The following is a 21205-nucleotide window of genomic DNA, read 5'->3' as shown; positions in this document are numbered from 1 at the left end:
CAGGAAATGATGAACAAGATTCAGTCGATTCGTGGCATGCACGATATTCTGCCGGACCGCACGCCCCTGTGGCGGTGGCTTGAGGCGCGCCTGGCCGAAGTATTTGCATCCTATGATTTCCACGAGATCCGCTTGCCGATCGTGGAAAAGGCCGAGGTCTTCACGCGTGCCATTGGCCAGGCCACCGACGTGGTCGAAAAGGAAATGTATGCCTTCGAAGATCGCAACGGCGACCTGCTGGCGCTGCGACCCGAAGGCACGGCCGCGGTCGTGCGATCGGCCATTCAGCACGGACTGCTGAACACGCCCGGCCTCAAGGTCTGGTACCAGGGGCCGATGTTTCGCCACGAGCGACCCCAGAAGGGACGTCAGCGCCAGTTTCACCAGTTCGGTGCCGAGATTTTCGGTCTGGACGCAGCGGCCGTCGACGCGGAACTCATCGCGCTCGGTCAGCGCATCTGGCGTGAGCTTGGTCTGACGGACCGGATTCGGCTCGAAATCAATACCCTGGGCGATCGTGATGATCGAGAGCGTTATCGTCAACGCCTGGTCGACTACTTGCGTCCGCACGCAGATCAGCTCGATGAAGACAGTCGGCGACGTCTCGAGACGAATCCGTTGCGGATCTTCGACAGCAAACATGAGCAGACCCGGGGCATCATGGCCGATGCCCCGCTCCTGGCCGACGAACTGGGTGAGGAAGCGCGGGTGCATTTCGCCGAAGTCCGCGAGTTGCTCGATGGGCTGGGCATCGAGTACACGGTCAATACCGGGCTGGTTCGCGGCCTGGATTATTATTGCCGGACCGTGTTCGAGTGGGTCACTGAAGATCTCGGTGCGCAAGGCACGGTGTGTGCCGGCGGTCGTTACAATGATCTCGTGGCCATGCAGGGGGGTAAGGACACACCCGGCATCGGTTTTGCCCTGGGCGTCGAGCGCCTGCTGGCGTTGCTCGACGCGGCCGGTGTCGAGCGTGATCAAAAGCCGCAGGTCTTCATCGTCAGCCAGGTTGCCGCGACCGACACCTTGAAGATGGCCGAGTTTCTGCGCGATCGCCTGCCAGGCCTTCGTCTGGGCGCTGCACTGGGTGGTGGCAGCATGCGCTCGCAGTTCAAGCGTGCCGACCGCAGCGGCGCACGCTGGTGCCTGGTGCTGGGCGAACGCGAACACGCCGAAGGGCAGGTCGCGCTCAAGGATCTCCGCGCCGAAGGCGGAGAGCAGCAGACGATGCCCATCGATCAATTACCGGATTTCCTGGCGACAGCGCTTGCCGGAGAAGTGGACGACTGATTTATCATAGGCGCCCGGAACAATACCCAAGCGCCTCATCTCAAGGATTCATAAGACATGGCTGTAGAGCTTTACGACGAACACGAACAAAGCGAGCGCGTCCGGAACTGGATCAAGGAATACAGTTCTTCAATCATCATTGCGCTGATACTCGCCTTTGGCAGCATCTTCGGGTTCCGCCAGTGGCAGGACTACCAGGCCAATCAGCAGGCCCTGGCGGCCGATTACTACCGGGTGGTCGCCGACCAGCTCTCGGCCGAGGAATATGATGTGGCCGCAGCGGAGTACGAGGCCATGCGCGAGGCCGTGGGTGGAAGTGCCTATGCCGGATTGGCAGGCATGCGGCTGGCTGCGGCACAGGTCGAAAACGGTCGCCTGGCCCCGGCCGAGTCCATCTATCGCGAGATTCTCGACAATCGCCGTCTGCGCCCGCTGTGGCCCGTGGCCACCCTGCGACTGACACGGGTTCTCGAGGCACAGGGCGAGAGTGAAGCGGCGCTGGCCCTGCTCGACGAACCGGCGCCGACCGGTTTTGAAGCCGCCTGGGCCGAAACCCGCGGCGACCTGATGTTCGAGCGTGGTCGCGTCGAGGAAGCGCGCAGCGCCTGGCAGCAAGCCCGCGAAAGTCGCCTGGCCGATGGTTCCAACACGCGCTTGCTCGACGTCAAGATCGACGCCGCGACCGCGGCCACAGGAGAAACTTCGTGATCCGCTCTCTGCGCACACTAATCGCGCTGTCGCTGCTTGTTTCGCTGGGTGGCTGCCAGACCATTGGCGGTTGGTTCAGTGGTGACGGGGACGAGCTCAAACCGGCCGAACTGGTCGAGATTCAACAGACCGTCCCGGTCAATCGACTGTGGTCGGTGAATACCGGTGACGGCGGCAATCGTAGCCGACCGCAGCTCAGGCCGGTCGCCCATGACGGCCTGATCTGGACGGCCGATCATCGCGGCCGGATTACCGCGGTCGACGCCGACAGTGGCCGGATCGAGCGAGAGATCGAAATCGACCTGCCGGTCTCGTCCGGGCCGACGGTCACCGACGAACTCGTCCTGGTTGGCACCTTCGACGGCGAGGTGGTCTTGATCGAGCGTGCCTCAGGCAATATCCGGTGGCGTGCCGTTCTGTCTTCCGAGGTACTGGCCAGGCCGGTGCTTCACGACGGCGTTGTCGTTGCACGCAGTATCGACGGGCGCGTGTTCGGGCTCGACGACAGCGACGGTACCCGCATGTGGGTGTATGACCGCAGTGTCCCGCTGCTGACCCTGCGCGGCAACAGTGACCCGCTTCCCCGCGCCGGGCAGGTCTACATCGGCTATGACGACGGGCGCGTGGTGGCCCTGCGAGTCGCCGACGGTTCCCTGCTCTGGGATCAGGAAGTCAGCACGCCGGAGGGCCGCACGGAACTGGATCGACTGGCCGATGTGGACGGCCCCATGCTGGCGGTGGGTACCGAGCTGTATGCCGTCACCTATGGCGGGCGCGCGGCCGGACTGGCGCTGGAGTCGGGGCGCATCCTGTGGACCAAAGAGGTCGCCTCGGCCAGCGGGCTGAGCCTGTACCGCACCCAGCTGGCGATGACCGATCGCGATGACAATATCTGGGTGGTCGATCGCCGCAACGGCACGACGCTCTGGCGTGACGACCGCCTTCTGCGCCGGGGCCTGACCCGTCCGGTCTTTTTCGGCGGATTGCTTGCGGTTGCCGATTTCGAGGGCTATCTGCACTTTTTCGACGCTGAAAGCGGCGACATGGTTGCGCGCAGTCGAGGATCGAAGAATGCACCGGCTGGCGCACCGCTCGTGGTCGGCAATACCCTCTACCTGCTGGACGAGGATGGCAATCTCAGCGCCTGGCAGGCTGCCGGTTCGAACTGAATGACCGGGCTGCCGGTCGTCGCCGTGGTCGGCCGCCCGAACGTCGGCAAATCGACCCTGTTCAACGCGCTCACGCGCACCCGTGACGCACTGGTAGCCGATACGCCGGGTGTGACCCGGGACCGGATCTATGGTCGCGCCGAGATCGATGGCCGGCCAGTCCTCCTGGTCGACACCGGTGGCCTCGACAACGCGGGCGATCAGGTGGAACTGGGAGCGCAGGCCCAGACGCGCCTGGCGATCGAAGAGGCCGACGTGATCGTGCTCCTGACGGATGCCCGCGCCGGCATCATCCCGGTCGAGCGAGAGATCGCCAGTGAACTCCGGCAGCTCGGCAAGTCGGTGGTCCACGCCGTCAACAAGACCGACGGGCTTGATCCGGACCTGGCACTGGCCGAGGCCAGCGAACTGGGACTGGGTGAACTCTGCCCGATCTCGGCCAGCCACCGCCGCGGACTCGATCGGCTCGGCAGAGCCGTCGCGGAGCGGTTACCGGCTGCGGTCGACGAAGCGATTCTCCCGGACGATGGTCTGCGACTGGCGCTGATTGGCCGCCCCAACGCCGGCAAGTCGACCCTGCTCAACCGCCTGCTGGGTGAAGAACGGGCGCTTGCCACACCTGTCCCCGGCACCACGCGCGATCCGATTCACGCCACGATCGAGCGCGACGGCGTGCGTTACCACCTGATCGACACGGCCGGGATCCGTCGGCGCCGGGGCAGCCAGCAGGGCGTCGAACGTTTCAGCACGATCAAGGCGCTGCAGTCGATCGAGCAGGCCCGCATCGTCTGCCTGGTCTGCGATGCGGTCGAGGGCATCACCGACCAGGACGCGCGCCTGGCCGGACATGTGATCGAAGCCGGCCGCGGGCTGGTCATCGCCCTGAACAAATGGGATGCCATCGGCAACGAACGACGGCACCAGGTACTGGTCGAAGTCGCCGAACGCCTGGATTTTGCGCGCTTCGCCCCGGTGGTGACGATCTCGGCCCTGCACGGCAGCGGTCTGGGTGAGCTGACCGATGCAGTTGAGCACGTCCACGAATCCGCCAACGGCGACTTGTCCACCTCGGCCCTGACGCGCACGCTGCGACGGGCAGTCGAGGCCCACCCGCCGCCGGCGATACGGCAACGCACACCCAAGCTCAGGTATGCTCACAGTGGCGGCCAGTTTCCGACCCGCATCGTCATTCACGGTACCCGGACCGAGGGCATGCCGGATCAATACCAGCGCTATCTGGTCAATCGATTCAGAGAGGCGTTCGAACTGACGGGCGTTCCGGTCCGGCTGGTGTTCCGGGAAGGCGACAATCCCTACGCCGGCCGACGCAACAAGCTCTCGCCGCGTCAGATTCAAAAGCGCAGGAGGCTCAAGAAGTTTGTCCAGCGAAAGAACAGGAAGCGCTGATCGCCTGAAGGCTTACCTGGACGAGGCTCGTTCACAGGTCCGATCGCTTTCGCCCGAGCAGGCCCGGCGGGCGCAGGACGGCGGCGCGCTATTGATCGATATTCGCGAGTCCTGGGAGACGGCCGGCGGTTCGGCGGCTGGTGCCGCCTTGATCGAACGCGGCCAGCTCGAACTGGAAATCGGCCGGCACGCGCCCGATCCGGATCAGTCGATTGTTCTCATGTGTGAAGCCGGAAATCGCTCCGCGCTGTCGGCACGGTCACTGCAAGCGATGGGCTATCGCAAGGTGGCCAACCTGAGCGGTGGCTGGAACGCGTGGTGCCAGGCCGGACTGCCGACCGAGCGTCCGCGCGGACTCGACGATCGGGCGCGCCAGCGTTACCTGAGACATCTTGCCATCGAGGACATCGGCGAAGCCGGGCAACGGAAACTGCTCGACAGCCGGGTCTTCATTGCCGGCGCCGGCGGCCTGGGATCGCCCGCGGCACTCTATCTTGCGGCCGCCGGGGTCGGGCAGATCAGCCTGGTCGATGACGATCGTGTCGAGCGCAGCAACCTGCAGCGCCAGATCCTGCACAGCGATCACCTGATCGGACACCCCAAGACCGAATCGGCGGCTCAGCGCCTGCATGCGCTCAACCCGGACATCCGGGTCGAGACTTTCAGCGAACGGCTCACCCAGGCCAACGTGGACGCGCTGATTCGCGACCATGACGTGGTCATCGACGGGTCCGACAATTTTCCGACACGCTATCTGCTCAACGACGCCTGTGTGCGACAGCGGCTGCCCCTGGTCTACGGTGCGGTGTTGCGGTTTGCCGGGCAGATTGCGGTGTTTCGCGCCGGTGACGGTCATTCACCGTGTTATCGCTGCCTGTTTCCGCAGCCGCCGGCGCCGGAGGATTCGCCATCCTGTGCCGAGGCCGGTGTGCTCGGCGTGATGCCGGGAGTCATCGGTACGCTGCAAGCGGCCGAGACCCTCAAGTTGCTGCTCGATCTGGGTCAGCCGCTGGTGTCGCGGCTACTGCATTACGATGCGCTGGCTGGTCGATTCCGGGAAACCCGGCTGGTGCGCGATCCGAACTGCAATCACTGCGCTAGCGGGTCGCGCTAGAGACTCCCCAGGTACTGGTTGATGCCGCGGATCAGCATCGGGTCGTCGGGGAGGGTTTCCGGCGACCAGTGCTCGACCAGCTCGCCGCGCCGGTCGAACAAGTACTTGTGGAAGGTCGCGTCGGGCAGCATGGCGTTACCGCGTTCCTGCAGCATTTCGCGAAACAGCGGGTGTGCGTCCGGCCCGGTGACGGCGTAGCGCTGCGTGACGATGAAGCTGACCGGATAGTTCTCGCGCAGAAATTCGTCGATTGCCGCCTCGTCACGGGGTTCCTCGTCCCAGTCGTTGCAGGGAATGCAGAGTACGACCAGGCCGTGACGGGCGAACTGGGTGTTGAGCTGCTGCAAACGGCCGATCTGCGGCGTGAAACGTGCTTCGGTGGCGATGTTGACCAGCAGGAATGGCTGATTACGATAGCGCTCCAGATAGACCGGCGCGCCGGCAAGATCCATGAAATGGTGATTGAAGAGGTTCACGACAGTTCAGTTTCCAGGCTGCGTTTCCGACAGCATCCTACCTTACAATGTCGGCCATGACGAACGCCAGAGCCCGCATTCTTGACGGTCGTGCCGTCGCCGATCGCCTGATCGCCAATGTCGCAGACGCGGTCGACACTCACGTGGCCGAGGGCGGTCGTGCCCCGGGGCTGGCCGTCATTCTGGTCGGCGACGACCCGGCCTCGCAGGTTTACGTCAACAACAAGATCCGCGCCTGTGACCGGGCCGGCATAGTCTCCACAACGCAGCGACTTGCCCACGGTGTCGGTCGGGGAGAGTTGCTGGCCCTGATCGATGCGCTCAACCGGGACGATTCGGTCGACGGCATTCTCGTCCAGTTGCCCCTGCCGGGTCATCTCGACGAGCGTATGGTGACCCGTCGGATCTCTCCGGAAAAGGATGTCGACGGATTCCACCCGGTCAATATGGGGCGACTCGCGGTCAGGGATCCAGGGCTTCGCCCGTGTACGCCGCGCGGCATCATGACCCTGTTGGCGGCACACGGTATCGATGCCAAGGGCATGAACAGCCTGGTCGTCGGTGCCTCGAATATCGTCGGGCGGCCACTTGCCCTTGAGCTGTTACTGGCCGGCGCGACGGTGACGATTGCCCACCGCTTCACCCGGGATCTGGCCGAGCACGTGCGGCGAGCAGAGCTGCTGTGCGTGGCGGTCGGAAAGCCCGGCCTGATCGACCCCGGCTGGGTCGCCGAGGGTGCGGTCGTGGTCGATATCGGCATTACGCGGGGATCCGACGGCAAGCTGCACGGTGACGTCGACTTTGACGCCGTGTCCGGGCGTGCTGACTGGATCACGCCGGTGCCCGGGGGCGTTGGACCCATGACCGTGGCGACCCTGTTGCAGAACACCGCCGAGGCGGCTGGCCTGGTGGTTCGCGCGCCATGATGCTGCGCTGGATTGCCGTGCTGGCCGTGTGCTTGCTCGCTGGCTGTTCGGCCATCATCGAGCGCTCCACCGCGCGCCTGGCCGACGACCTCGAGACGGCCATACGGCAGTATGAGGATCCGGCCACTGTGGCCGATGCACTGCCGGCCTACCTGTTGCTGCTCGAGGCTCGGCTGGAGTCGAATCCCGACAGTGCCGCACTGCGATTGACAACGGCCCGACTGACGGCGACCCACGCTGCCCTGTTCGCCGCCGACGATCGGGCAGGGCAGCGTAGTCTGACCCGTCGCGCCCTGTCGCACGCCCGTTCCGGCGCCTGCCTGACCTCATCGCAATTGTGCGAGTTGCATGACTTGCCCTACGAGGCGTTCGAGGCACGTGTTGCCGAACTGGGCCGGGATGAACTGTCGGCGGTTTACGTACTGGCCACGACCTGGACCGGATGGATCGATGCCCATTCGGATGAATATGGCGCCCTGGCTGATCTGCCCCGGGTCCAGGCGCTGCTCGACTGGGTCGTCAACGAGGCGCCGACCCACGATGATGGCGCGGCCTGGCTTTATCTGGCCGTGCTCCATTCGCAGCGCCCGCCAGCAGCGGGCGGGCAACCCGATCGCGCCCGCCGCTACTTCGAGCGTGCCGGCGAAATTTCCCGGGGTCGGAATCTGCTGGTTGATGTCATGCTTGCCGATCACTATGCCCGCCTGTTGTTCGACCGCGAGCTTTGGGTGAGTTCGCTCGAAGGCGTACTGGCTGCCGAGGTTGACGATCCGGACTACCGACTGGTCAATGCCGTGGCGCGCCACCGCGCCGCCGAACTGCTGGAACAAACTGAAAGGATTTTCGACTGATGCCCTTCATTCAAAGAATCGGACTGACGCTGCTTCTGGCCTGCCTGGTCGGGCCGGCTTCAGCGCAGACGCTCAAGCTGGCGACCATCGCGCCGGACGGTTCAGCCTGGATGGAAGAATTGCGCGCCACGGCCGAACGTATCGAAGCGCAAACCGGGGGTGAGCTCAGTCTGCGCTTCTACCCCGGTGGCGTGATGGGTGATGCCGAGGCCGTGCTGCGTCGCATGCGCCTTGGACAGCTCCACGGCGGTGCCTTCACCTTGGGAGACCTCGCGCGGGTGGCACCGGCCGCCAATTTGTACTCAATGCCCTTCGTTTTCCGGAACCTCGAGGAAGTGCAGGCTGTGCGTGAGACCTTCGACCCACTCATCATCGAAGCACTCGGCGAGGGCGGCATGGTCGTGCCGGGCATCAGCCTGGGCGGATTTGCCTACCTGTTCAGCGATCGTTCCCTGCCGGTTGACGGGCCGGAAGGAATCGACAGAAACCTGAGAGTCTGGGTGCCGGTGGGTGACGAATCCTCGCGCCGCACCCTGGATAGGGCTGGTGCGAGTCCGGTGCCGCTACCCATTTCGGAGGTCTATACCGCCCTCCAGACCGGCGCGGTCAACACCTTTGCGACCACGCCGTCGGCGGCCATCATCCTGCAATGGCACACGCGTGCCCGCAGCATGCTCGACATGCCGCTGCTGATGACCGCCGGCACGATCGGAATCGATCAACGCGCACTCGCTCGTTTGACCGAGGATCACCGGTCGGTTCTGGTTGCGGAGTTGCGGCAGGCGCTCGAGCGACTCGAGCGTTCCAATCTCGCCGACAACGCCGAGGCGCGCGAGGCGCTCGAGGATCAGGATATCGAGTTCCTGCAGCCGGAGCCCGGCCTGGTCGATCACTGGCACGAACTGGCCCATGACACACGTCGGAGCATGCAGTCCGAAGGCGTGCTCGAATTGCCTCACATGGATCGGCTCGAACGGCGATTGGAGAGCCTGCGGGATGAAGGCTGAGGCAGGCGAGGAACGCGAGGAACGGTCGCTTCTGGAGCGGGCCATTGGCCACCTTGAGTCGGGGGTGCTCACCGCGCTGTTTCTGGCGCTGGTCGTGCTGGGCCTGACACAAATCGGCATGCGCAATCTTGCCGACATGGCCCTTCCCTGGGCCGACGGCGCCATGCGCGCGATCGTGCTGTGGCTGGCGATGGTCGGCGGCATGGTTGCCAGCGGACGGCTGCGGCATATCCGCATCGACCTGATCGAGCGCTGGATGTCGCCGCGGCCGCTGGCGATGCTGCGGCGCATCGTGTTTGCCGCGACCGCCCTGGTCTGCCTGGCCCTGACCTGGACCAGCTTGCAGATCGTGGCACTGGAGTTCGAGTTCCGGGCTACGGCCTTTCTGGGCGTGCCCAACTGGGTCGTGCAGTCGATCGTGCCGGTCGGATTCGGCATCATGGCGGCGCGCTTTCTGGCCCACACCCTGGCGCCGCCGGTCGGGCAGGTACGGGAAGAACCGACCGCATGATATTGCTGATCCTCGTCCTGCTCGCCCTGGTGGGCATGCCGTTGTTTGCCGTCATAGCCATCGGTGCATTGAGCGGCTATTGGCAGGCCGGGCTCGACCCGGCCCTGGCCGCCATGGAATTCGCCCGCATCGGCGAAATGCCGGTTCTTGTCGCGCTCCCGCTGTTCACATTCGCCGGTGTGTTGCTTGCCCACAGCGAGGCACCGCGCCGCTTGGTCGAGCTGACCCGGTCGGCGCTGGGCTGGTTGCCCGGCGGGCTGGCCGTCATTGCACTCGTGCTGTGTGCCCTGATGACGGCCTTTACCGGCGCATCGGGGATCACCGTCGTGGCGCTTGGCAGTCTGCTGCTGCCGGCGCTGATGCACGACGGCTATCCGGAGCGATTCAGCCTGGGCATGGTCACCGCCGGTTCGAGTCTGGGTGTGCTGTTCGCGCCCTCGTTGCCGCTGATCCTCTATGCGGTGGTGGCTCAACAGGTCGCGCCGCGTTCCGGCATCGGTGTCGACGACCTGTTTCTGGCCGGTCTGCTCCCCGGATTGCTGATGCTCGCCCTGATGGCCGGCTATGCTGTCTGGGTGCGGCGAGGGGCCGCACCGAGCCAGGCGCGGCGCCGGCCGCTGGGTGCGGTGCTGAGAGACAACCTGTGGGAATTGCCGCTGCCTTTCGTGGTGCTCGGCGGCATCTATTCGGGCTGGCTGCTGGTAGTCGAAGCGGCAGTCGTGACAGCGGCCTGGGTGTTGATCTCGCTGCTGCTCATTCGCCGGGAGATCCCGCTCAGCCGTCTGCCCGGAATCGTGACCGAGGCCATGGTGCTTGTGGCCGCCATCCTGGTGGTGCTGGGCATGTCGATGGCGTCGACCAACGTGATGATCGATGCCGGTGTACCGCAGCGTCTGTTCGAGTGGATCGAGCCGAAGATCGACAGCCGACTTGTCTTTCTGCTGATGGTCAACGTGCTGCTGCTGGTTGCCGGCATGCTGCTCGATATCTTCGCCGCGCTGGTCATCCTGGCACCGCTGATCATTCCGGTTGCGCTGGCCTTTGGTGTTGATCCGGTCCACCTGGGCGTGATCTTTCTGGCCAATTTGCAGATCGGCTACTGCACGCCGCCGGTGGGCATCAACCTGTTTCTGGCCAGTCATCGCTTCGAGCGCGATATCCTGACCGTGTGGCGTGCCACGTTGCCATTCCTGGGGCTGCTGCTGATCGCCTTGCTGGTGATTACCGGCTGGCCGGCGCTGAGTCTCGCCCTGCCGGGGCTGCGGGGATGAGCATGCTGAGATCGCGGCGAAGCAGACTGCCGGACATCATGACCCGTCGATATCGAAATTACCCGGCAATTCGTCCCTATGCGGTGATCCTGGTGCTGTTGCTGGCCGGCTGTCAGTTCATGCCGCAGCGGGAAGATGAACAGGCGCTTCCGGACCAGTCCGGGGTGGTCGAGCCGGTGGCTCCATCGATCGGCGAGGCCATAGCTCATCTCCAGGAGGGGCGGATCGATCAGGCCGAGGCAGCGCTCGACGCCCTGCTGGCACAACAGCCCGAGCATGGCACAGCCAGACTGCTGATGCGCCAGATTCGGGACGTGCCGGAGGCGCTCCTGGGTGAAGACTTTGTCGAGATCGAGGTCGAGTCCGGTGACAGTTTGTCCGTGCTGGCCGATCGTTATGCCGGCAATCCGCTGCTGTTCCATTCGCTGGCCCGACTCAACGATATCGAGCGGCCGCGACTGCTGCGTCCCGGCCAGCGCCTCAAGGTACCGGCTCCCGAAGCGCTTGAACCGGCAGAAGACCCGGTGGAGTCAGCAGCGCCCGATCCGGCTGAGACCGTCACGAGTGCGGGGCCGGTCGAGCGGGTGGCAGAACTTCGAGCCGAAGGTCGCCAGGATCGCGCTTATGACCTGCTGCTGTCGGCCGCACGATCCGGTGGGCTTGATCGAAACGGCCAGACGAGCCTCGCCGAACTGGCCATCGAGCGGTCGGTGGCGGCGCGTCGAAACGATGATCCGGAGCGGGCAATCCAGATTCTCGATCAGGTCGAGCCCTGGCTGAATGAGCAGGCGAGGCCGGATGCGTTCGCTCGTGAGCGCTCGCGGGTCGAGACCCGGCTGGCCGTCCTCGAAGCGCACACTCTGGTCACACGCAACGACTACGACGCGGCATTCGACTTGCTGGGCTCGCACGGAGTGCTCGGCGAAGACGCGACATCCGATTCCGATCTGGAACTGGAGTGGCCGGACGGCTTGATGCAAGCCTTGAGCGATCATTACCATGCCGGCGCGCTGACGGCGTGGCGCGATCAGGAGGTGAGCGAAGCGATCCGCCTGTGGCAGCGGGTGCTCGAGATCGATCCGGATTTCGAACCGGCCGCGGTCTATCTGGAGCGGGCCAGGCGCGTTCAGCGCAGGCTCGAAGCGATGGAGCCCGACTAGCTGCAATCTCCCGGTTGTTTTGGTCAGTCGCCGCCGTGCTTGTTCTTGGGTAGCGGGAGCACATTCGTGCTTTCGTCTTCTGGCGTGTCCATTTCCAGGGTCGCCTCCAGGTCATCGCCCTTGAGCCGGGGCAGCGGGCGGGACAGCGGTTTGTGACGCAAGTAGCCGTGGCGTTCCTCAAGCCGATTGGCCAGGTCATTGAAGTGCTGGTAGACAGGAACGAAGGGGTCGGGGCCGCCCGCTTCGAGACGGGCTTCGTACTGGCCGCGGGCAAGACGCTGCAGGCCACGGCTGAGGCGCTGGAGGGAACGTTGCTGGCGTCGCACCATGATGCTGAAGCCGATCGCGACCACGATCAGGGTGACGACGAACACCATGGCCAGCATCGTCAGAGTGGTGCGCGCTGCGGATTCGAGATCGCTGGCGTCCACGCCCAGCTGCACCTCGCCGAGGCGACTGGCCTGGAAGCGTATGGGCGTGCGAAATTCGAGGTGTCCGTCCTCGCGCGTAAGCAGGCGCACACCCCCTTGTTCGCGTTCGATCACCGCGCGGTTGGGTTCGGGTCGCGGCTCGCCCTGCAGGAAGGGGTCGGTGCTGGCCAGTACGCGGCCGGTGCGGTCAATGACATGCAGGTAGCTGACTCTCGGATTGACCGAGAAGTCCGAGACCAGGTTGGACAGGGCCGTAGCATCCTCGAGCATCATCTCGTAGGCCGTCTCACGGGCGATGACGCTGGCCAGCGCGTCGCCGTAGCCGTACGTTGATTCGGTCATGGCCGCGGTCTGGCTGTGATACACCCAGGTCAATCCGCCGCCCAGAACGAGCATCAGGGCCAGTCCGAGCGCCGCCGGCCAGTGCCAGGCTCCGGATCGGCCGCGGAAGGTGTTAAGCAGGCCGCGCTCCATGTCGGCGCGGATTTCCTGCAGTTCCTCGAGCACCATCGAGCCACTGGTCGGTCGGGCTTCCGGATCCTTGGCCAGCATGCGGTTGACCAGACTGATCAAATCGACCGGTGTGTATTCGTCCCGGGGTTCGAGCGCCGGCGGTGGTCGATGAACGATCTGGTGAATCAGGCTGCCCATCGACTCGGCCTGGAAGGGTGCGCTGCCGGCCAGCATGCGATAGAGCACGACGCCGAGTGAGTAGAGGTCGGCGCGACCGTCGAGCTCATGACCCTGAATCTGTTCCGGCGCCATGTAGCGCGGTGTGCCGACGATATTGTCGCCGGCAGCGCCGCCGCCGGTACTGCGCTCGGCGTCGGTAATCGCGGCGATGCCGAAATCGACCAGCTTGACCAGGCCGGATTGCGGGTCGAAATAGATGTTGGAAGGCTTGACGTCGCGGTGGATCACCCGGCGGTCGTGCGCATACTTGAGGGCCCCGGCCAGTTGAATGGCGATGCCCAGGATCTCGCGGGTCTCGAGCTGGCCGCCATCCTCCAGGTATTCCTCGAGGCTCTGGCCGCGCAGGCGCTCCATCACCAGGTAGGGCAGCCCCTCGTGCTGGCCGACGTCGAATACGGTCACGATGTTGGCGTGGCTCAGCCCACCGGCCGAACGTGCCTCGCGCAGGAAGCGCTGGCGGCTCTTGAGGTCGCGGGCGTAATGTTCGCGCAGCACCTTGACGGCCAGATGGCGGTTGATGTGCGGGTCGAAGGCTTCGTAGACAATCGACATCGAGCCGCGGCCCAGTTCGCGCTCAATCCGATAGCGCCCAATTCGCTCCATCAGTCAGTCCAGTCCGGGATGGGAACCATCATGGTAACCGGTCCCGACGCAAGTAGTATTGGATGGCAATCCAGTCGTAGGCGGCGTGGATGATGATTACCACCAGCAGGTTGCCGCTCCACAGGTGAACTGCCCCGAGATACAGGCCCATCAGGGAGGCGAGCAGCCAGTAGGCGGGCGACACCGCGTGTGCCAGGCCGAACAGGACAGAAGCGATCAATAGCGCCGGCACCGGATGCCAGGCCTGGCTCAGGCCGTCCTGGATCAGGCCCCGGAACAGCATTTCCTCGCCGATTCCGGCCAGCAGGGAGACGAGCGCAATGGCCCCGAACGGGGCACCGTCGAAAAGGGTGTGCAGGAAGCTTCGAATCTGGGCGCTCAGTTGCCTGGCCCAGCGCCATTGTTCCAGCGGAACAAACACGAGCGTCGCCGCCAGCGGCAGCGTGGCCGCCAGGCCGGCTGCCACGGCAGCCAGAGTCCATTGCATCTCCAGCCAGGGTTCGATTCCCAGCAGGCGTCCGAGAATCAGGGCAAGCGCGATGATGCCGCCCTGGAAGAGCAGGGCGGGCCCGAGCAAGCCCTTTCGACTGCTCCGCTCGGTCAGCTTTGTTCGCCCGTGCCTGGTGCCGAGGTATCGGCCGCGGTTTTATCGGCCGACTTCCTGGCGGTCTTTTTCTTTGTCTTTTTCTTCTTCTTTTTGCTGGCGGTCTTCTTGCCGCTCGCTGTGGAAGATTTGGTGGTCTCGGAGCTTGACTGATCGACCGCCTTGGTGCCTCGGCCGCGACCGCTCGAGCCGTTGTTGTCGCGCTCGATGATGGCGGCCACGCCCATGCCGCCGGCCGTACAGACGGAAATCAGGCCGCGGCCGGAACCGGCTTTCTCGAGGATGTGAGCGAGCGTGGCGACGATTCGCGCCCCGGTTGCCGCGAACGGATGGCCGATGGCAACCGAGCCGCCATGCACGTTCATCTTGCTGCGGTCGACACTGCCCAGCGGCTGGTCGCGGCCAAGGCGCTCCCGGCAATACTGCTCGGACTCCCAGGCCTTGAGGGTGCAAAGCACCTGGGCGGCGAAGGCCTCGTGAATCTCGTAGAAATCGAAATCCTGCAGCGCCAGGCCGGCTCGGTCGAGCATTTCCGAGACCGCGACGGTCGGCGCCATCAGCAGGCCTTCATCGCCGGAGACATAATCGACCGCGGCGGTGCGCGAATGGGTCAACCAGGCCAGTACGGGCAGATCGTGTTCGCGCGCCCACTCCTCGGAGGCCAGCAGCACGGCTGCGGCCCCGTCGCTCAGGCTGGTCGAATTGCCGGCCGTGAGCGTGCCGTTGCGCGAACGGTCGAAAACCGGCTTGAGACTGGCAAGCTTCTCCAGCGTCGTGTCCGGTCGCACGATGTTGTCGCGGATGACGCCGTTGTGGGGCTTGACCAGGTCGTCGAAGAAGCCGCTGTCCCAGGCCTCGGCGGCCTTGTGGTGACTGTCCAGCGCCAGCTCGTCCTGTTCCTTCCGGGTCACCTGCCACTCACGCGCCATGCGTTCGCAATGCTCCCCCATGGACAGCCCGGTGCGCGGCTCGGAATTTCGCGGCGGCTGCGGCGCCAACTCCGCAGGACTGAATCCCTTGAAAGCCTTGAGCTTCTGACCGAAGGTCTTCGCCTTGTTGAGCTGCATCAGTCGCTGGGCGAAGCGTCGTTTGAATACGATCGGAACATCCGATGTGGTGTCGGTGCCGCCGACGAGAGCGCATTCGATCTCGCCCGCGGCGATCTGGCTGCCGGCCAGCAGGGCGGCCTGCAGGCTGGTGCCACAGGCCTGCTGCATGGTCACGGCTGGCGTCAGCGGCGACAGGTCGGTCGACAATACCGCCTCCCGCGCCAGGTTCCAGTCCTTGGAGTGGGTTGTCACCGCACCGGCGATGACCTGGTCGAGTTTCCTGCCCGACAGTTTGTAGCGGTCGACGACGCCCTGGAAAGCGGCGGTGAGCATGTCCAGGTTGGTCTGGTCGGCGTAGAGGGAGCCGGAGCGGCAGAACGGAATGCGGCTGCCGCCGATGATGGCGATTCTGCGCGGCTGGTTCTGGCTCATCGGGACTGCTCCTTGTCGGCTGCGTTGGTCGTCTTGTCTTCCTGTCGGGTTTCCAGATAGTGCAGCGGTCCGCCCCGGAAGGGTGCGAAACCGGTGCCGAAGATCATGCCGGCATCGAGCAGGTCGGCATCTTCGACCACCCGGTCGTCGAGACAGGCCCGGCACTCATCGAAGTAGGGCTGCATCAACTGCTCGGCGAGTTTGTCGAGATCGTGTCCCTTGTGCGCTTCGCCGTCGCGTTGGGGCTTGCCGTCCTTCCAGCGATAGAAGCCCTCGCCGGACTTCTTGCCGAGCTTGCCGGCCTCGACCATTTCCTCCAGCACCTTGCGCTCTTCGCCGGCATCGTCACCCATCAGGGTCTTGATCACGCCCAGGCCGACGTCCAGGCCGACGGTATCGGCCAGTTCCACCGGTCCCATGGGCATGCCGAAGCGCTCGGCCGCCTTGTCCAGCGCTTCCTTCGGCGCACCCTCACGGTGCATCTTCATGGCATTGCGCATGTAGGGCGCCAAGACCCGGTTGACCAGGAATCCCGGCGTCGAGGTGACCGGCAGGGCGTACTTGCCGATCTGGGTGGCAAAGCTCGAGCCGTCGTTGACCCGGCCCGTATCGGAAACGCCGGGATCGTGGACGATTTCGACCAGCGGCATTTTGGCCACCGGATTGAAAAAATGCAGGCCGATCAGTCGCGACGGCTTACCCAGGACATCGGCCAGTTCCGACAGCGGGATGGCCGAGGTGTTGGTCGCCAGCAAGGCGTGCCTTGCGGCCTTCTTGTCGACCTCGGCAAACAGTTCGCGCTTGGCGTCGCGGTCCTCGAAAATAGCCTCGATGATGACATCGGCACGCGCGATGCCTTCGCCTTCGACATCGGCGACCAGGCGGCTTTTCGCCGCTGCGACGGCCGTTGGTGCCTTGAGCTTGCGCTTGAACAGCGACGCCGCCCGCTTGAGGGCGGGCTCGATATACTTCATCTCGCGGTCCTGCAACGTGACTTCGAGACCGCGCGAGGCACACCAGGCGGCAATGTCGCCACCCATCACGCCGGCGCCGATGACATGAACGCGGCGCGCCTTGAAATCGCTGCGCTTGCCCTGTGCCTTGAGCATCTCCATCAGCCGGAACACCCGCCTGAGATTGCGCGAGGTGTCGCCTGCCAGCAGCTTCGGCACTTCTTCGGCCTCGATACGGATCATGCCCGCGCAGGAGTCGCCGGATTCCTCGAAGGCATCGATCAGGACGTAGGGTGCCGGATAGTGGTCCTTGCGCGCTTTGCGCCCGGTCTGCTTGCGCATCTGACCGGCCAGGAACCGGCGCACCGGCCCCCAGGTGGTGGCCTGGGCAGTCAGCCCCGGCTTGCGCGATTTGCGTTTCTTCAGGATGGCATTGCGCGCGGCCCAGCGCAGCGAACCGTGCACGTCGACCGTCTGGTCGATCAGGCCCAGGCCCTTTGCGGCGCGGGCGCGCAGCATCTTGCCGGTCAGCATGATCTGCATCGCCTGGAGCCCGCCCATGGCCCGGATGCTGCGACCGGAACCGCCAAAGCCGGGGTAGATGCCGAGATTGACTTCCGGAAAACCGATGCGCGTGTGATCGGCATCCAGCGCGATGCGGTAGTCGAAGCACAGCGCCAGTTCCAGTCCGCCGCCGAGGCAGTATCCCTCGAAGGCCACGGTCGTGGGAAAGGGCAGCGCGTCGATGCGTCCGAACAGTTCGTGGACCTCACGCACGTTGCGGCGCAGTTCGTCGACATCGTCGGTGGCGTCGAACTCACGCACATCGGCGCCGACGATGAACGATTTCGGCTTGGCCGACATCAGCACGAGACCGGTGGGCTTGTCGTCCTCCAATCTCGAAACAATGGACCCAAGTTCGGTCAGGACTTCCGAGCTCAGGCTGTTGACTTTTTCGTCGGCGCGGTCGAGGTAAAGCCAGACGATGCCGTCGAGGTCGGATTCCAGGCGCCAGTGCTTCAGGGAACGGTCGTTCGAGGCGTTCGCGGCCATCCAGATCACTCCATTCAGGTGCGTATGGACTAGCTTATCACCAAGCTCGCTTCACCTGTTTACGAAGCCCGCTTCCGCGTTTCAGAGCAGCTCGATCCCGAACTCGGTCAACAGGTCGACCAGGGCGATCAGGGGCAGACCGATCAGGGCCGTGGGGTCGTCGCTTTCGATGGCGCGTGCCAGGCAGATGCCCAGTGACTCGCTCTTCATGGCCCCGGCGCAGTCCAGCGGCTGATCGCGATCGATGTAACGCTCGATCCGTTCGCGCTCGAGTGATCGCATCTGCACGCGTGTCGGTACGTTGCGAGTGACCCGCCGGGCATCGCGTACCAGCGCCAGGGCACTGTGGAAGACAACCTCGGCACCGCTGCACCATGCCAGCTGCTCGATCGCCTTGCTGCGCGTTCCGGGTTTGCCCAACAGGCGACCCCGGCAGACCGCAACCTGATCGGAGCCGATCACCAGCCGGCCGGGGTGGGTGACAGCCAGCGCCGATGCCTTGGCCAGGGCGAGGCGTTCGGCCAGCCGATCGGCGGCCTCGTCCTCTTGTGGGGACTCGTCAATATCCGCCGGGCGGACCTCGAAGGGTAACTCCAGGCGCTCCAGCAATTCGGCCCGATAGGGCGAGCCGGAGGCCAGAATCAAAGGCTGCTTGGAAGGATCATCTTTCACGCTTGAGAATCGTGTTGTCGAATCGTAAGGAGTGATATAATGGCCGGCTTATGTCGCGAGACTTTCCAGACTGGATTGATCCGGGCAAAGCGGCCGCGGCCGGACGCGAGTTCAGCGGTACGGTGCCTCTGGCCCGGCTGGATCGCCTGGAAGGCATGATAGCCGATCCGGGCGATGCGGAAATCGGATTTCGCGTGGTCTTCGGGCTGGACGAACAGCGTCAGGTACGCGTCGAGGTGAGTGTCAGCGGTCAAGTGCCGTTGCATTGCCAGCGAACGCTGAAGCGATTCGACTACCCGATCAAGAGCTGCTCGACCGTGGGTATCGTGGCTGACGATCGCCAGGCCGAAAGCCTGCCCGAGAATTACGAGCCGTTGCTATGCCCCGACAACAAGGTCGAGCTGGTGCGGCTGATTGGTGAGGAGGTCATGCTCGGCCTGCCGCTGGTGCCGGTCGATCCGGCCTCGGAGCGGATGGGCGAGGAGCGACCGCCGGCCGACACCCACCGGCCTTTTGCCGGGCTGGATGAATTGCGCAAGCGAAGCGATACGGATAACGACACAGGAGACTGAAATGGCTGTTCAAAAAAGTCGCAAGACCCCCTCGAAGCGGGGAATGCGCCGCTCGCACGATAGCCTCAGCGGGCCGACGCTTTCGGAAGAATCGACCACCGGCGAGATCCATCGCCGCCATCACGTATCGGCCGAGGGTTTCTACCGGGGCCGGCAGGTGGTGGAAGTTGCTCCCGAAATTGACGAAGACGAACTCGAGGAAGGCCAGGCCTGAATCCCGGCGAGGGAGTCATGGCGCAGAGCGAACGCCTCCGGGTGGTCGTTGACGCGGCCAGTGGAGATGGCGGCGCCGATACCGCGCTGGCGGCTGCCAGCCTGGCCCTGCGCGACGACCCTTCCCTCGAGCTGACGCTGGTCGGCCGTCGAAACCTTCCCGAACGGCTCGCCCGTTACGGTCTGGGCGGACACGACCGGGTCGAATTGCTCGCCGCCGAACAGGTGCTCGAGATGGATGTCGGTGCTGCCCAGGCGCTCCGACGCGGGCAGGGCAGCAGCATGCAGCTGGGTCTGGAGCAGTTGGCAGCGGGCCGGGCGGCAGCCGTGGTAAGCGCCGGCAGCACGGGCGCCCTGATGGCGCTTTCGAGGCAGGTGCTGGGCATGTTGCCGGGCGTCGAACGACCGGCCCTGATGGCGGCCCTGCCGACCGCTGACCAGGTGGTCTGGATGCTCGATCTTGGGGCCAACGTTGGTGTCAATGCGCAACGCCTGCACGAGTTCGCCCAGATGGGGAGTACGGTCGTTCGCGTCGTGACGGGGCGGCCTCCCCGCATCGGCCTGCTCAACATCGGCAGTGAACCCGGCAAGGGTCCCGACGTCGTGCGAGAGGCGGCGCGGATGATCGAGGCCGATCCGCAACTCGACTACGCTGGGTTTATCGAAGCCGATCGCGTCATCGCCGGCGACGTCGACCTGGTCGTCTGTGACGGCTTTGCCGGCAACGTACTGCTCAAGACCGCGGAGGGCATGGCTCGGCTCATGTTCCACGAAATGCGGCAACAGACCGGGCCCTGGCGCGGCCTGGTACTCAAGCGCCCGCTGCAGCGCCTGTATGACAAGCTCGACCCGGCCCGGCATAATGGGGCCCCGTTGCTGGGCGTGCGCGGCATCGTGATCAAGAGTCACGGCGGCGCCTGCAAGCGCGGTTTCGCCTCCGCCATCCGGCTGGCGGCGCTGGAGGCGCGGCGCAATCTGATTCCCGAGCTCGAGCACGCGCTCTGGACAAGTTACTGACCGAAACGCAGGGAACCAATCGATCATGTATTCGCGCATCATCGGAACCGGCCGCTACCTGCCCGAAAAGATCCTGACCAATCAGGATCTCGAGCGCATGGTCGACACCAGCGACGAGTGGATTCGCGAGCGGACCGGGATTGCCCAGCGGCATGTCGCGGCCGATGACGAAACCACCTGCGACCTGGCCGAGCAGGCCGCCCGGCGGGCCATGGAAGACGCCGGTCTCGAACCCGGCGATATCGATCTTCTGCTGGTCGGTACGACGACGCCGGATGTGGTCTTTCCCTCCACCGCCTGCCTGTTGCAGCATCGTCTGGGCATGGCCGAGTGCGGCGCCTTCGATATCAATGCCGCTTGTTCGGGGTTCATCTACGCGTTGTCGGTGGCCGACCAGTACATTCGCAATGGCACGGCGCGCAATGTGCTTGTCGTCGGCGCTGAAACGCTCACGCGCATGCTCGACTGGACCGACCGGGGTACCTGCGTCCTGTTTGGCGATGGGGCCGGCGCGGCCGTGCTCGCCGCGGATGAGGAGCCGGGCATTCTCTCGACCCATATCCATGCCAACGGTGGTTACGGCGACCTGCTCAAGGTCGACGTCGGCGTATCGCGCGGGTTCACTGCCGAACCGCGGGGCGGCGTGAACGTACGCATGCGCGGCAACGAAGTCTTCAAGGTGGCGGTCAACACGCTCGGGCGGATTGTCGATGAAACCCTGGCCGCCAACCAGCTCGACAAGGAAGATCTCGACTGGCTGATTCCCCACCAGGCCAACCTGCGCATCATCAAGGCCACCGCACGCAAGCTCAAGATGTCGATGGACCAGGTCATCGTGACGGTCGATCGCCACGGCAATACGTCGGCCGCGTCGGTGCCCATGGCCCTGGACGAGGCCCTGAAAAGCGGGCGCATCCAGCGTGGTGACAAGCTTTTGCTGGAGGCGTTCGGAGGCGGGTTCACCTGGGGTGCGGCCCTGATCGTCTACTGATCCTCGCCGAGCGCTTCGCCAGTTTCATTCTC

The 21205-nt window shown here is 64.8% G+C and carries 21 protein-coding genes; 15 read left to right on the top strand and 6 right to left on the bottom strand.

The window, feature by feature from the left end; genetic code table 11:
• The first annotated feature begins 6 nt into the window (after positions 1-6).
• Genes hisS through moeB form a run of 5 tightly spaced genes read left to right on the top strand, consistent with a single transcriptional unit; the run spans position 7 to position 5688 of the window.
• The gene (gene hisS / locus G4Y73_RS07585; protein ID WP_164230950.1) at positions 7-1290 is read left to right on the top strand and encodes a histidine--tRNA ligase; all 1284 of its coding nucleotides are present in this window, start codon (positions 7-9) and stop codon (positions 1288-1290) included.
• Between the two features lie 57 nt (positions 1291-1347).
• Positions 1348-1998, top strand: coding sequence for a tetratricopeptide repeat protein (locus G4Y73_RS07580; protein ID WP_164230949.1), 651 nt, complete (start codon positions 1348-1350; stop codon positions 1996-1998).
• Positions 1995-3167, top strand: coding sequence for an outer membrane protein assembly factor BamB (gene bamB / locus G4Y73_RS07575; RefSeq protein WP_164230948.1), 1173 nt, complete (start codon positions 1995-1997; stop codon positions 3165-3167). The genes G4Y73_RS07580 and bamB overlap by 4 nt, the downstream gene beginning before the upstream one ends.
• Positions 3168-4574 carry a ribosome biogenesis GTPase Der gene (gene der, locus G4Y73_RS07570; protein WP_164230947.1) on the top strand — a complete coding sequence of 469 codons (1407 nt, stop codon included), beginning with the start codon at positions 3168-3170 and terminating at the stop codon, positions 4572-4574. It begins immediately after the preceding gene.
• The gene (gene moeB / locus G4Y73_RS07565; protein ID WP_205596509.1) at positions 4546-5688 is read left to right on the top strand and encodes a molybdopterin-synthase adenylyltransferase MoeB; all 1143 of its coding nucleotides are present in this window, start codon (positions 4546-4548) and stop codon (positions 5686-5688) included. The genes der and moeB overlap by 29 nt, the downstream gene beginning before the upstream one ends.
• Here the strand turns inward: moeB and G4Y73_RS07560 are convergent.
• A complete protein-coding gene (locus G4Y73_RS07560; RefSeq protein ID WP_164230946.1) occupies positions 5685-6164 on the bottom strand; it encodes a glutathione peroxidase in 480 nt (159 codons plus the stop codon). The two genes, moeB and G4Y73_RS07560, sit on opposite strands and share 4 nt — an antisense overlap.
• 56 nt (positions 6165-6220) lie before the next feature.
• Here G4Y73_RS07560 and folD point away from each other — a divergent pair, with 56 nt between their 5' ends.
• From folD to G4Y73_RS07530, 6 genes are read left to right on the top strand one after another with little or no spacing between them, the layout of a single operon-like run.
• Entirely contained in the window at positions 6221-7090 is an 870-nt protein-coding gene (gene folD / locus G4Y73_RS07555) for a bifunctional methylenetetrahydrofolate dehydrogenase/methenyltetrahydrofolate cyclohydrolase FolD (RefSeq protein WP_164230945.1), read from the top strand.
• On the top strand, positions 7087-7941 hold the full coding sequence (locus G4Y73_RS07550) for a TRAP transporter TatT component family protein (RefSeq protein ID WP_164230944.1): 855 nt from the start codon (positions 7087-7089) through the stop codon (positions 7939-7941). The genes folD and G4Y73_RS07550 overlap by 4 nt, the downstream gene beginning before the upstream one ends.
• Positions 7941-8948 (top strand): TRAP transporter substrate-binding protein DctP, encoded by a 1008-nt coding sequence (gene dctP / locus G4Y73_RS07545; RefSeq protein ID WP_164230943.1) that lies wholly within the window; start codon positions 7941-7943, stop codon positions 8946-8948. The genes G4Y73_RS07550 and dctP overlap by 1 nt, the downstream gene beginning before the upstream one ends.
• The gene (locus G4Y73_RS07540) at positions 8938-9459 is read left to right on the top strand and encodes a TRAP transporter small permease (protein WP_164230942.1); all 522 of its coding nucleotides are present in this window, start codon (positions 8938-8940) and stop codon (positions 9457-9459) included. Before dctP ends, G4Y73_RS07540 begins: the two co-directional genes overlap by 11 nt.
• Positions 9456-10730 (top strand): TRAP transporter large permease subunit, encoded by a 1275-nt coding sequence (locus tag G4Y73_RS07535; protein WP_164230941.1) that lies wholly within the window; start codon positions 9456-9458, stop codon positions 10728-10730. The genes G4Y73_RS07540 and G4Y73_RS07535 overlap by 4 nt, the downstream gene beginning before the upstream one ends.
• Before the next feature lie 2 nt (positions 10731-10732).
• On the top strand, positions 10733-11890 hold the full coding sequence (locus G4Y73_RS07530; RefSeq protein WP_164230940.1) for a LysM domain-containing protein: 1158 nt from the start codon (positions 10733-10735) through the stop codon (positions 11888-11890).
• 23 nt (positions 11891-11913) lie between these two features.
• Here G4Y73_RS07530 and G4Y73_RS07525 read toward each other — a convergent pair whose 3' ends face one another.
• The 5 genes from G4Y73_RS07525 to G4Y73_RS07505 form a co-directional block, all read right to left on the bottom strand.
• A complete protein-coding gene (locus G4Y73_RS07525) occupies positions 11914-13617 on the bottom strand; it encodes a serine/threonine-protein kinase (protein WP_164230939.1) in 1704 nt (567 codons plus the stop codon).
• A 28-nt stretch (positions 13618-13645) separates the two neighbouring features.
• Positions 13646-14194, bottom strand: coding sequence for a CPBP family intramembrane glutamic endopeptidase (locus tag G4Y73_RS07520; RefSeq protein WP_240451140.1), 549 nt, complete (start codon positions 14192-14194; stop codon positions 13646-13648).
• 23 nt (positions 14195-14217) lie between these two features.
• Entirely contained in the window at positions 14218-15702 is a 1485-nt protein-coding gene (locus tag G4Y73_RS07515; protein ID WP_164230938.1) for an acetyl-CoA C-acetyltransferase, read from the bottom strand.
• Complete coding sequence (locus G4Y73_RS07510) at positions 15699-17708, bottom strand: 3-hydroxyacyl-CoA dehydrogenase NAD-binding domain-containing protein (protein ID WP_164230937.1); 2010 nt, start codon at positions 17706-17708, stop codon at positions 15699-15701. Before G4Y73_RS07510 ends, G4Y73_RS07515 begins: the two co-directional genes overlap by 4 nt.
• An 81-nt stretch (positions 17709-17789) precedes the next feature.
• A complete protein-coding gene (locus tag G4Y73_RS07505; protein WP_164230936.1) occupies positions 17790-18380 on the bottom strand; it encodes a Maf family nucleotide pyrophosphatase in 591 nt (196 codons plus the stop codon).
• 50 nt (positions 18381-18430) lie between these two features.
• On the opposite strand from G4Y73_RS07505, the gene G4Y73_RS07500 reads away from it, so the two are divergent.
• From G4Y73_RS07500 to G4Y73_RS07485, 4 genes are read left to right on the top strand one after another with little or no spacing between them, the layout of a single operon-like run.
• On the top strand, positions 18431-18952 hold the full coding sequence (locus G4Y73_RS07500) for a YceD family protein (protein WP_164230935.1): 522 nt from the start codon (positions 18431-18433) through the stop codon (positions 18950-18952).
• A gap of 1 nt (position 18953) precedes the next feature.
• A complete protein-coding gene (gene rpmF, locus G4Y73_RS07495; protein ID WP_164230934.1) occupies positions 18954-19166 on the top strand; it encodes a 50S ribosomal protein L32 in 213 nt (70 codons plus the stop codon).
• Between the two features lie 17 nt (positions 19167-19183).
• Positions 19184-20182, top strand: coding sequence for a phosphate acyltransferase PlsX (gene plsX / locus G4Y73_RS07490; protein ID WP_164230933.1), 999 nt, complete (start codon positions 19184-19186; stop codon positions 20180-20182).
• 22 nt (positions 20183-20204) lie between these two features.
• Positions 20205-21173, top strand: a complete 969-nt coding sequence (locus tag G4Y73_RS07485) for a beta-ketoacyl-ACP synthase III (protein WP_346426844.1) — start codon at positions 20205-20207, stop codon at positions 21171-21173.
• Positions 21174-21205: the final 32 nt, after the last annotated feature.

This window comes from Wenzhouxiangella sp. XN201 (assembly GCF_011008905.1).
In the GTDB taxonomy this organism is placed as follows: domain Bacteria; phylum Pseudomonadota; class Gammaproteobacteria; order Xanthomonadales; family Wenzhouxiangellaceae; genus Wenzhouxiangella.
This window is presented reverse-complemented; position numbering and strand designations above follow the sequence as displayed.